The 11,176-nt window shown below is 66.7% G+C and carries 8 protein-coding genes; 7 read left to right on the top strand and 1 reads right to left on the bottom strand.

Going from position 1 to position 11,176, the window contains the following annotated elements; translation table 11 throughout:
• The first annotated feature begins 72 nt into the window (after nt 1-72).
• The 6 genes from AB4879_RS09740 to AB4879_RS09715 all read left to right on the top strand — a co-directional run bounded on the left by AB4879_RS09740 (nt 73) and on the right by AB4879_RS09715 (nt 10,176).
• Nucleotides 73-3,342 carry an arabinosyltransferase domain-containing protein gene (locus tag AB4879_RS09740; protein WP_370507424.1) on the top strand — a complete coding sequence of 1,090 codons (3,270 nt, stop codon included), beginning with the start codon at nt 73-75 and terminating at the stop codon, nt 3,340-3,342.
• Nucleotides 3,339-6,551, top strand: coding sequence for an arabinosyltransferase domain-containing protein (locus AB4879_RS09735; protein WP_370507423.1), 3,213 nt, complete (start codon nt 3,339-3,341; stop codon nt 6,549-6,551). Before AB4879_RS09740 ends, AB4879_RS09735 begins: the two co-directional genes overlap by 4 nt.
• Before the next feature lie 81 nt (nt 6,552-6,632).
• A complete protein-coding gene (locus AB4879_RS09730) occupies nt 6,633-7,283 on the top strand; it encodes a hypothetical protein (RefSeq protein WP_370507422.1) in 651 nt (216 codons plus the stop codon).
• A 55-nt stretch (nt 7,284-7,338) separates the two neighbouring features.
• Nucleotides 7,339-8,838, top strand: coding sequence for an APC family permease (locus AB4879_RS09725; protein ID WP_370507421.1), 1,500 nt, complete (start codon nt 7,339-7,341; stop codon nt 8,836-8,838).
• Between the two features lie 67 nt (nt 8,839-8,905).
• The gene (locus tag AB4879_RS09720) at nt 8,906-9,367 is read left to right on the top strand and encodes a MarR family winged helix-turn-helix transcriptional regulator (RefSeq protein WP_370507420.1); all 462 of its coding nucleotides are present in this window, start codon (nt 8,906-8,908) and stop codon (nt 9,365-9,367) included.
• Complete coding sequence (locus tag AB4879_RS09715) at nt 9,364-10,176, top strand: NAD-dependent epimerase/dehydratase family protein (protein WP_370507419.1); 813 nt, start codon at nt 9,364-9,366, stop codon at nt 10,174-10,176. Before AB4879_RS09720 ends, AB4879_RS09715 begins: the two co-directional genes overlap by 4 nt.
• 18 nt (nt 10,177-10,194) lie before the next feature.
• Here the strand turns inward: AB4879_RS09715 and AB4879_RS09710 are convergent, their stop codons facing one another.
• The gene (locus tag AB4879_RS09710; protein ID WP_370507418.1) at nt 10,195-10,548 is read right to left on the bottom strand and encodes a hypothetical protein; all 354 of its coding nucleotides are present in this window, start codon (nt 10,546-10,548) and stop codon (nt 10,195-10,197) included.
• A 272-nt stretch (nt 10,549-10,820) separates the two neighbouring features.
• Between AB4879_RS09710 and AB4879_RS09705 the strand changes: the two genes are divergently transcribed.
• The gene (locus tag AB4879_RS09705) at nt 10,821-11,174 is read left to right on the top strand and encodes a hypothetical protein (RefSeq protein ID WP_370507417.1); all 354 of its coding nucleotides are present in this window, start codon (nt 10,821-10,823) and stop codon (nt 11,172-11,174) included.
• Nucleotides 11,175-11,176 lie beyond the last annotated feature (2 nt).

Raw genomic sequence — 11,176 nt, 5'->3', positions numbered from 1 at the left:
CGCCTCTCGATTCGCGGTGGCGCCCGCAGGCCTTCCGAACCGGCACACCTTCGTCGCCTACCATCGACCCTCGTGCCAAGCGACAGAGCCGACTCCACCCGGATCGCCCGGCTCGTCGCCGTCATAGCCGGCATCCTCGGTGTCCTGCTGTGCGGTGTCGTGCCGCTGCTGCCGGTCACACAGACCACCGCCAGCATCCAGTGGCCGCAGGCGCCCGGCCCGGACGGCCTGGTCAGCGATATCACCGCGCCGCTGGTATCGGGCGCGCCGCAGTCGCTCGAGGTGTCGATCCCCTGCCAGGCCATCGCCACGCTGCCCGCCGAGGGCGGCCTGGTCTTCTCGACGATCCCGCCGGCGGGCATCGACTCCAGCCGCAACGGGCTGTTCGTGCGTGCCAACGCCGCTACCGTCGTCGTCGCGTTCCGGGACACCGTCGCCGCCGTGGCGCCCCGCCCGGCCATCGCCGCGGGTAGCTGTCGCGAACTGCGGATCTGGGCGGGCCCCGGCGGCGTCGGCGCCGATTTCGTCGGCATCCCCGGCGCCACCGGCACCCTCGCCCCAGAGAAGAAGCCCCAGGTCGCCGGCATCTTCACGGACCTGAAGGTCGCGGCGCAGCCGGGGTTGAGCGCCCACATAGACATCGACACCCGGTTCATCACCACCCCCAGCACACTCAAGATCGCGGTGATGGTGCTCGGGATCGCCTGCGTGGTGGCGTCGTTGGTCGCACTCGGCGTGCTCGACCGGCGCGGGGGGCGCCGCGTCCGAGGAGCGTGGCGACAGCTGTTCAAGGCCCGCGCCGCCACCTGGGTGGCCGACGTCGGGGTGATCGGCGGGTTGCTGCTCTGGCATGTCATCGGCGCCATCTCCTCCGACGACGGCTACAACCTCACCATCGCGCGGGTCTCCGGCGAGGCCGGCTACACCGCCAACTACTTCCGCTACTTCGGCACCACCGAAGCGCCCTTCGACTGGTACCAGTCGGTGCTCGCCCACCTCGCCGCGATCAGCACCGCGGGCGTGTGGATGCGGCTGCCCGCCACGATCGCCGGCATCGGCACCTGGCTCATCCTGAGTCGCTGTGTGCTGCCCCGGCTGGGCAGGCGGTTGTCGCTCAACCGGGTGACGGTATGGACCGCGGGCGCGGTGTTCCTGGCCGCGTGGCTGCCGTTCAACAACGGGCTGCGACCCGAGCCGCTGATCGCATTCGGCGTACTGGCGGCGTGGATCCTGGTGGAGAACGCCATCGCCACCCGTCGGCTGATTCCGGCGGCGCTGGCGATCGTCGTCGCCGTCTTCAGCGTGACGCTCGCCCCGCAGGGCCTGATCGCGATCGCGCCGCTGCTCGTCGGCGCGCGCGCCGTCGCCCGGGTCATCAAAGCCCGGCGCGGCACCGACGGCCTGCTGGCGCCGCTGGCCGCGCTCGCCGCCGCACTGTCGGTCATCTTCGTCGTCGTGTTCCGCGACCAGACCTTGGCCGCTGTCGCCGAATCCGCCCGCATCAAGTACGTCGTCGGCCCGACGATCGCCTGGTATCAGGACTTCCTGCGGTACTACTTCCTGACCGTCGAGGACAATTCAGAGAGCTCACTGACCCGCCGCTTCGCGGTCCTGGTGATGTTGTTGTGCCTGTTCGGCATGCTGGCGGTGCTGCTGCGCCGCGGCCATGTCCCCGGGGTGGCCGGCGGCCCGGTGTGGCGGCTGCTCGGCAGCACCGCGATCGGCCTGCTGCTGCTGCACTTCACCCCGACCAAGTGGGCTGTGCAGTTCGGTGCGTTCGCCGGACTGGCCGGGGCGCTGGGCGCGGTCACCGCGTTCGCCTTTGCCCGCGTCGGCTTACACAACCGACGCAACCTCGCCCTGTACGTCACCGCCCTGCTGTTCGTGCTGGCGTGGGCGACCTCGGGTACCAACGGCTGGTTCTACGTCGGCAACTACGGCGTGCCCTGGTTCGACCGTCAGCCGGTGATCGCCCATCAGCCCGTGACGACGATGTTCCTCGGCCTCGCGATCCTGTCCGGCCTGACCGCCGGCTGGCTGCACTTCCGGATGGACTACGCCGGACACACCGAGGTCAAGAACACCGGCCGCAACCGGGCTCTTGCGTCCACTCCGCTGCTGGTCTTCGCAATCATCATGGTGCTGCTCGAGGTCGGCTCGATGACCAAGGCCTTCGTGCAGCGCTACCCGGCCTACACCACCGCCGCCGCCAACGTCTCCGCGCTGAAGTCGGGCCTGTCCGACGCCAGCTGCGCGATGGCCGACGACGTTCTGGTCGAGTCGGACCCGAATGCCGGTATGCTGCAACCGGTTCCGGGCCAGAAGTGGGGCAAGTACGGCCCGCTCGGCGGGGACAATCCGGTCGGCTTCACCCCGAACGGCATCAGTGACACCCTGGAGCCGGCCGAGCCGTTCGTCGCCAACCCCGGCACCGTCAACTCCGACGGGTCACCCAACAAACCCAACGCGGGCATCGCCTTCGCCGCGGGCACCGGCGGCGGCTACGGCCCGGTCGGAGTCAACGGTTCGCGGGTGTTCCTGCCGTTCGGGCTGGACCCGAAGACCACCCCCGTGATGGGCAGCTACAACGAGAACACCGTTGCCGCCAAGGCGACTTCGGCGTGGTATCAGCTGCCGCCCCGCACCCCGGACCGGCCGCTGGTGACCGTCGCCGCTGCGGGCGCGATCTGGTTCTACGACGAAGAGGGCCAGTTCAACTATGGACAGTCACTCAAGCTGCAGTGGGGTGTGCAGCGGCCGGACGGCAGTTTCCAGGCGCTGAACTCGGTGCAACCCATCGATGTGATCGCTCAAAAGGCTTGGCGGAACCTACGTTTCCCGCTGTCATGGGCACCGCCGGAGGCCAACGTCGCGCGCATCGTCGCCGACGATCCGAACCTGAGTACCGATCAGTGGTTCGGCTTCACCCCGCCGCGGGTGCCGGTCCTGGAGACCGCTCAGCAGTTCCTCGGTTCGCAGACGCCGGTGATGATGGACATCGCCACGGCCGCGAACTTCCCGTGCCAGCGCCCGTTCTCCGAGCACCTCGGCGTAGCCGAACTTCCGGAGTACCGGATCCTGCCCAACCTCAAGCAGGTGGTGGTGTCGAGCAATATGTGGCAATCCGCCCGTGCCGGTGGGCCGTTCCTGTTCATTCAGGGACTGCTGACCACCGCGACCGTCCCGACGTACCTGCGCGACGACTGGTATCGCGACTGGGGTGCGATCGAGCGCTACATCCGGCTGGTGCCGTCGTCGCAGGCCCCGAACGCTGTCATCGACCAGGGCACCAAGACGGCATTCGGTTGGAGCCGTAGCGGACCGATCAGGGCACTGCCATGACACAGACTCTCGCGGCCAACGCCCGCGACGCCGCCGGCGACGTTCGGGTCACCCGCTGGGTGGCCGCGGTCGCCGGTCTGGTGGGCTTCGTGCTGTCGGTGCTGACTCCTCTGCTGCCGGTGGAACAGACCACCGCGACGCTGAATTGGCCGCAGGCCGGTCAGCTGACCAACGTCACCGCCCCGCTGATCTCGCAGGCACCGGTGTCGGTGACGGCTACGGTCCCCTGCGATGTGATCCGGTCCATGCCGCCCGCCGGCGGCATGGTGCTGGGGCTCGCGCCGCAGAAAGGCAAAGAGGCGGCGCTCAATTCGCTGTTCGTCAACGTCACCGCCCAGCGCGTGGACATCACCGACCGCAACGTGGTGGTCGCGAGCGTGCCGCGCGCGCGGGCGGTATCCGCGCAGTGTCAGCGCATCGAGATCACCTCGACCACGGGCGGCACGTTCGCGACGTTTGTGGGGCTCTCCGATCCATCGACGGGCAAGGAGTTGCGCAGCGGCTTTGCCGACCCCAACCTGCGGCCCGCGATCGTCGGGGTCTTCACCGATCTGGTCGGTCCGGCGCCGCCGGGGCTGACCGTCTCGGCGACGATCGACACCCGGTTCTCCACCACCCCAACGGTGTTGAAGCTCGCCGCGATGCTGCTGGCGATGACCGCCACCGTGATCGCGCTGGTGGCCCTGTGGCGGCTGGACCGCCTCGACGGGCGCCGCATGCACTCCTGGATTCCGCAGCGCTGGCGCACCTTCACCGCGGTCGACGTCACCGTGGTGGCGGGATTCCTGATCTGGCACGTGATCGGAGCCAACTCCTCCGACGACGGCTACATCCTGCAGATGGCGCGCGTCGCCGATCACGCCGGTTACATGTCGAACTACTTCCGCTGGTTCGGCAGTCCCGAGGATCCGTTCGGCTGGTTCTACAACGTGTTGGCACTGATGACTCACGTCAGCGACGCCAGCATCTGGATGCGGTTGCCGGACTTGATCTGTGCGCTGGTCTGCTGGCTGCTGCTGTCCCGCGAAGTGCTGCCCCGGCTGGGGCCCGCCGTGATCGCGAGCCGACCCGCACTGTGGGCGGCGGGCCTGGTGTTGATGGCGGCGTGGATGCCGTTCAACAACGGCCTGCGCCCCGAGGGCCAGATCGCGACCGGCGCGCTGATCACCTATGTGCTCATCGAACGCGCGGTGATCTCCGGCCGACTGACCCCGGCGGCGCTGGCCATCGTCAGCGCGGCGTTCACCCTCGGCATTCAGCCCACCGGCCTGATCGCCGTCGCCGCGCTGATCGCCGGCGGCCGGCCGATTGTGCGAATCCTGGTGCGCAGGCGCGCGGTGGTGGGCACCTGGCCGCTGGTGCTGCCGTTGCTGGCCGCGGGCACGATCATCCTGACCGTCGTGTTCGCCGACCAGACATTCGCAACGGTGTTGGAAGCCACCAGGATTCGCACCGACATCGGACCCAGTCAGGCCTGGTACACCGAGAACCTGCGGTACTACTACCTGATCCTGCCGACCGTGGACGGCTCGCTGTCACGGCGGTTCGGCTTCCTGATGACCGCGCTGTCGCTGTTCGTGTCGATGTTCATCATGTTGCGCCGCAAGCGCGTTCCCGGCGTGGCCCGCGGCCCGGCGTGGCGGCTGATGGGCGTCATCTTCGCGACGATGTTCTTCCTGATGTTCACCCCCACCAAGTGGGTGCATCACTTCGGGCTGTTCGCCGCGGTCGGTGCGGCTATGGCGGCGCTGGCCACCGTGCTGGCTTCACCAGCGGTACTGCGATGGTCGCGCAACCGGATGACAGTAGTCACCGCGGTGTTCTTCCTGCTCGCGCTGTGCTTCGCCACCACCAATGGCTGGTGGTATGTGTCGAGCTACGGCGCGCCGTTCAACAACGCCATGCCGCGGATCGCCGGGATCACGGTCAGCACGATATTTTTCGCACTGTTCGTGGTGTCGGCGATCTACACGACGTGGCTGCACTTCAGCACCCGAGACCACGGCGAGGGCCGCATCGCCCGGGCCGTGACCACCGCTCCGATCCCGCTGGCGGCCGGATTCATGGTGCTGGTGTTCATCGCCTCGATGGCCGCAGGCGTGGTGCGCCAGTACCCCACCTATTCGAACGCCTGGGCCAACCTGCGATCGTTCTCCGGCGGTTGCGGGCTGGCCGACGACGTCTTGGTGGAGCCGGACGCCAACGCCGGGTTCCTGACCCCCCTGCCTGGTGATTACGGACCGCTCGGCCCATTGGGCGGCACCAACCCGGTCGGCTTCACACCCAGTGGCGTACCGGAACACATTGTGGCCGAGGCAATCCGGATGACCAATCCGCAGCCCGGCACGGATTACGACTGGGATCAGCCGATCAAGCTGGACACGCCGGGCGTGAACGGCTCGACCGTGCCGCTGCCGTACGGCCTCGACCCGGCGAGGGTTCCGCTGGCAGGCAGCTATCTCGTCGGCCCGCAGCAGGATGCCACGTTGACCTCCGCGTGGTACCAGTTGCCGCCCAACGACAATGGTCACCCCCTGGTCGTCGTCACCGCCGCAGGAACCATCGCGGGACTCAGCGTTCTCAATGGCTTCACCGACGGACAGACCGTCGAGCTGGAGTACGGCAGGCCCGGACCGGACGGCGCCCCGGTGCCCGCCGGCCGGGTCAGCCCGTACGATCTCGGCCCGGCGCCGTCGTGGCGCAACCTGCGCTACCCGCGTTCGGCGATCCCGGCCGACGCGACCACAGTGCGCATCGTCGCGCAGGACCGCTCGCTGTCCCAGGGCGACTGGCTGGCCGTCACACCACCGCGAGTGCCCGACCTGCGGTCGGTACAGGAGTACGTCGGTTCCACGCAGCCGGTGTTGATGGACTGGGCGGTGGGCCTGGCCTTCCCGTGCCAGCAGCCGATGCTGCACGCCAACGGTGTCACCGAGCTGCCGAAGTTCCGGATCACCCCGGACTACACCGCCAAGAAACAAGACACCGACACCTGGGAGGACGGCCGTAACGGCGGCCTGCTCGGCATCACCGACCTCCTGCTGCGCGCACACGTCATGTCGACCTACCTGTCGCATGACTGGGGCCGCGACTGGGGCTCGTTGCGCCGGTTCGAGACGATCGTTCCGGCTGAGCCCGCGCAGATCGAACTGGGCACGGCAACCCGCAGTGGCCTGTGGAAGTCGGGACCCATCAGGATCAAGCCGTAAATGCAGTAGCCCGGTACTTACGCCGCAGTGGTGCGGTGCGTACAGCGTGTAGTCATGGACCTCATCTGCAAGTCTCGACCTATGGTCGCCACGGTGGCGGCGATCGCTGTGAGCACGGTCGTGCTGGCCACCACCACGGTCGCGCCGCCGGAACCGAACATGGCGGCGGTTGCACCTCGAATGACCACCGAAGCGGTGCAGCTCCTGGTACTCCCCACGGCCCTCGATGCCGGAACACATGACCAGGCCCGCGCGGGTCAGGCGGCGAACAGCGTCCCCGATGTGCTCGGGGCTTTGACCGTCATCGGCCAGGGAATCCAGGCGGGAATCGGATCCGGGATCATCCTCGGCTTCATTCTCGGCGGGGCATTGGTGACCAACTTGATCGCGAACGCTCCGGTGCTTGCGCCGCTGCTCTCTCCGATCGCACCGGTCGCCGCCCTCGCCGGCGCAGTCATTGGCGTGCCGGTAGGTGCGGTCGTCGGCGCCTTCTCTGCCATTCGGAGTCTGGTGTCCGGGGCGGCCGCGGTACCGGCCGCGTCGGCCCGCACGGTGGCGAACACTAAGACGGTGACCACTGTGCACCGCTCGGCCAAATCGGGCATGCGATCCAACCGGCACGCCGCAAAGCCCTCGGCAAAAGCCTCGGCGCCGCAACAGAGCTCCGGCAAGCCTCGGGCCGGCAGCGGCCGCGATCACCCTTCAGCAGCGAATCGGGCCGCAAGGCACTGAATCGGCTTTAGCCGTAGCGCGGCCAAGCCGCGGTTGCGGTGACAGAATCCCGCACATGGCGCGAGACACAGCAACCGTCGACCCGTTGATGCACGGCCTGCGCTCCAAGGGGCTGAAGAAGGGATCGGTGTCCCTGGTCGGCGCGGTGGCGATCGGTCTGGCGGCCACCGCCCCGGCCTATTCCCTGACCGGTGCGCTCGGGCACGGCGCGGAGGAGTCGGGCTATCAGCTTCCGATCGTCTTCATCATCGCCGTCATCCCGATGTACTTCGTGGCGCTGGCCTACAAACACCTCACCGACGCGGCCCCGGATGCCGGCACGGTCTTCACCTGGGGATCCAAGGCCATCGCACCGCACATCGGCTGGATGGGCGGCTTCGCGCTGGTGTTGTCGTCCATCCTGGCCGGTGTCGGCGCCGCCGGCATCCTGACCAACGCCGCCGCGGTGCTGGTGGGCATGGACTCATCGCCGGTGTGGTTCGACATCATCGTCGCCGCGGCCTTCATCCTGCTCACAACGTGGTTGGTGGCCCGCGGTGCCGAAGAATCCTCCCGCACCACCCTCATTCTCACGATCGTCCAATACGGCGGGCTACTGCTGTTCGCGATCATCATGATCATCCCGGTATTCCGTGGTGGACAGAGCGTGACCGCCGAGTCGTTCTCGTGGGAGTGGTTCAACCCATTCGCAATTCACGACTTCAGCGGCCTGCTGGGCGGCTTCCTGGTGGCCATCTTCATCTTCTGGGGCTTCGACGCCTCACTGGCCATGTCCGAGGAAACGTCCGGAACGTCGGCCGAGGCAGGCCGCAGCGGCGTCACCGCGATCCTGATCACGGTTGCCACCTACGTGATCTTCTCCGTCGCGGCTCTGGCTTTCGCCGGTATCGACCCGAACAGTGACACGAGCCTGACGCACGAGGGCAACGTCGACGACGTCTTCACCACCCTGGCCACCCAGTCGATCGGCGAACGCGGCGCGATGCTGGCTGCCCTGGTGGTTGGGTTGTCCGCGTTCTCGGCGACCATGTCCACCGTCATGCCGACGGCTCGCGGACTGTTGTCGATGGCCACCTACAAGGCGTTACCGAACCGGTTCGCCTCGGTCAGCGAAGCGAGTTCGACGCCCAAGTACGCGACCTGGGTGATCGGCCTGACCAGCCTGGCGATCTACTGCGTGCTGGATGTGGTCAGCGACAGCGTGGTGTCCGATTCGGTCTACAGCGTGGGCATCGCGATCATGACGTACTACTCCGTGGTGGCGATCTCCTCAGTTGTGTACTTCTGGCGCACCGCATTCCGATCATGGCGCACGGCCATGGGTCAGGTGATCCTGCCCGGCATCGGTGCGTTGATCCTGATCCCGGTGGGCGTCGTCGAGGCATACCTGATGGCCGATCCGAGCACCGGCTCCGGCGGCTCGCTGTTCGGCGTCGGCACCGCCTTCGTCGTCGGCGTGCTCAGCCTGGCGCTGGGTGTCGTGCTGATGATCCTGTGGAACCTCAAGGCGCCGGCCTTCTTCCGCGGCGAGACGCTGCCGAGAGAACGCACCTAGCGTTCCGGATCAGATCGAGCCGATCGCTCCACTTGACATTTTGTTAGGTGCCTAACATGATCGTTAGGTGGCTAACAAACATCCTGGTTCGCGGGACACGTCGGTCGGGATGTGGGCGAAGCGGTGTTATCTGGCGGCGCGCGCGGCAATGGAAGATGCGCTGCGCCCATATGATCTTGGCGCCACACAGTGGTATGTGCTCTACCAGTTGGCCAACGAAGGGCCCACTCTGCAGCGAGAGCTGCAGCGGATCCTCCAGGTTGAGCGGGCAACGCTGAGCGTCGTCGTGACCACACTGGTCCGCAAGGGTCTCGTCGAACAGTTGCCGGATGACTTCGACCAGCGACAGAAACTCCTTCGATTGACGGCGGCCGGAGTCCGATTGTGGACGAAGCTGCCCGACCTGTCCCGAATCGAGGACCTGGCATTCAGCGGAATGAAGGCCGCCGATCTTGCCACCACAGCTCAGGTTCTCCGCATGGCCACCGAACGCCTCGAAAAGTCGACGCGAGAGGACGTCATCACATGACCGTATTACTCACTGGGGCAACAGGACTGGTAGGTACGCGCCTGCTTCCCCGACTTGTGGCGCACGGCGTGCGATGTCGCGCTCTCGTGCGCGGTGACAATCCCCTACCCGACGGAGTTGACCCGGTGCGCGGTGACCTACTGGAGGCCGGCGCACTGGCCGCCGCGGTGACCGGCGTCAGCGCCATCATTCATCTCGCGGCGACTTTTCGAACCACCGACACCGACCTCATCTGGAAAAACAACCTCGAAGGCTCACGCAACCTCATCGCCGCAACCCAAGCCAACGCCCCGCGGGCGCGGTTCATCATGGCGAGCACCGCCTGGATCTATGCCGATGATGCCGAACACCCCGGCCGCGAGGACGACCCGGCGGCTCCGACACTGGACTATCCGGCGAGCAAACTTGCCGCCGAGAACGAATTACGCAGCAGCGGGTTGAATTGGTCAATCCTGCGGTTTCCCTTCGTTTACGGTGACAAAGACGGTCACCTGGAATCGCTGACACAGCTCGCTCCCGGCAGGTTCCATCCCGCTCAACGCCTGAGCATGGTCCATCACCGCGACATCGCGGCTGCCGCGATCCTCGCACTCGACGGCACCTTCGACGGGCGGATCGTCAACATCGCCGACGAGGCACCGACATCGGTCTATGAACTCGTGGAACTTGTCGGTGGTTCCATGGAACCGTCGTCGAAGCCGCTGACGAATCCGTGGCACATCCAGATGGACTGCTCACTGGCCCGCCGGCTCGGCTTTCAACCGGAGGTGAGGACGGTCCATCAGGCTGCGCAACAGGATCTGCTCTAGGGCCAAGACTGCAGGGCATCAGTGATTGCCGAACCCGCCGAACTGATGCGGCGGCGCAACGGTGACAGTTTGCGTCGACGTCGCGACCGACGTGGCGACGGATGTCTCAGTCTGCGTGGCCGTTTCGGTATTGGTCACGGTCTGCGGATCCTGAGTCTGTGTCACCGTCTGAGGCGCCTGGGTCTCGACGACGGTCTGCTGCGGCTGCGCTCCGCCACCCGAGCCGGAGTTGTACTGGTGATGCGTCGCGGGGGCGGCGGTGGTCGTCGTCGTGGTCGGGGTCGACGTGACGGTGACGGTTGTCGGGCCCGTAGCCCCCTTGGATCCGCAGGCCACCGCGCCCAGCACCACCATCGCTGAAACGGATGCCACCAGACACACCGACCGTATACCTGTGTTCACAGGTGACATGTCTAGCTATTGACGCGCGCAAAAGCCATGCGCCACAACATCGGATGTTCGTAGAGTCGGCTGTCAACAAACTCGCGAACACCTGTAGATCAAGCAAAGTCGCTGATACCGAACCGTTTTCGATACGTTATGACTCCCTCAGCGCGCGCCAATTCATGTCACAGCTGGCACAAATCCGCGGTCCATAACGTCGTCACCGCAAGCGCAACTCGAGCAACGAAACGGATATGACGATGAATCTCAAACGATTGGTCTACACCTCGACCGCGGCGATGGGCATCGGTGCGGCCGGACTGTTCGGGCTCGGTATCGGAACTGCGAGCGCCGATCCCGGCCAGTGCGGCGGCCCGGGACCGCAGAATTGCCAGGGTCCCAACAACGGGTGGAACAACGGGCACGACAACAATTGGAACAACGGGCCCGACAACCAGAACAACGGCCCGGGCGACTGGCAGCACCGCAACGTCGATCAGGCTCGCCAGGACCACCAGCCGTTCAACTGGAACGGCCAGTGGGTCCAGCCGATGCCGGCCGGCAACGGGGCGGGCTGGGGCTTTTGGTTCCTGGGACAGTGGATTCCGCTGTAACC

Source organism: Mycobacterium sp. SA01 (assembly GCF_041287105.1).
In the GTDB taxonomy this organism is placed as follows: Bacteria; Actinomycetota; Actinomycetes; order Mycobacteriales; family Mycobacteriaceae; genus Mycobacterium.
This window is presented reverse-complemented; position numbering and strand designations above follow the sequence as displayed.

Excerpts from the sequence above, each read along its gene's own strand:
- AB4879_RS09715 (WP_370507419.1), top strand. The coding sequence starts at position 9,364 with ATGACCGTATTACTCACTGGGGCAACAGGACTGGTAGGTACGCGCCTG.
- AB4879_RS09705 (WP_370507417.1), top strand. The coding sequence starts at position 10,821 with ATGAATCTCAAACGATTGGTCTACACCTCGACCGCGGCGATGGGCATC.
- AB4879_RS09725 (WP_370507421.1), top strand. The coding sequence starts at position 7,339 with ATGGCGCGAGACACAGCAACCGTCGACCCGTTGATGCACGGCCTGCGC.
- AB4879_RS09735 (WP_370507423.1), top strand. The coding sequence starts at position 3,339 with ATGACACAGACTCTCGCGGCCAACGCCCGCGACGCCGCCGGCGACGTT.
- AB4879_RS09730 (WP_370507422.1), top strand. The coding sequence starts at position 6,633 with ATGGTCGCCACGGTGGCGGCGATCGCTGTGAGCACGGTCGTGCTGGCC.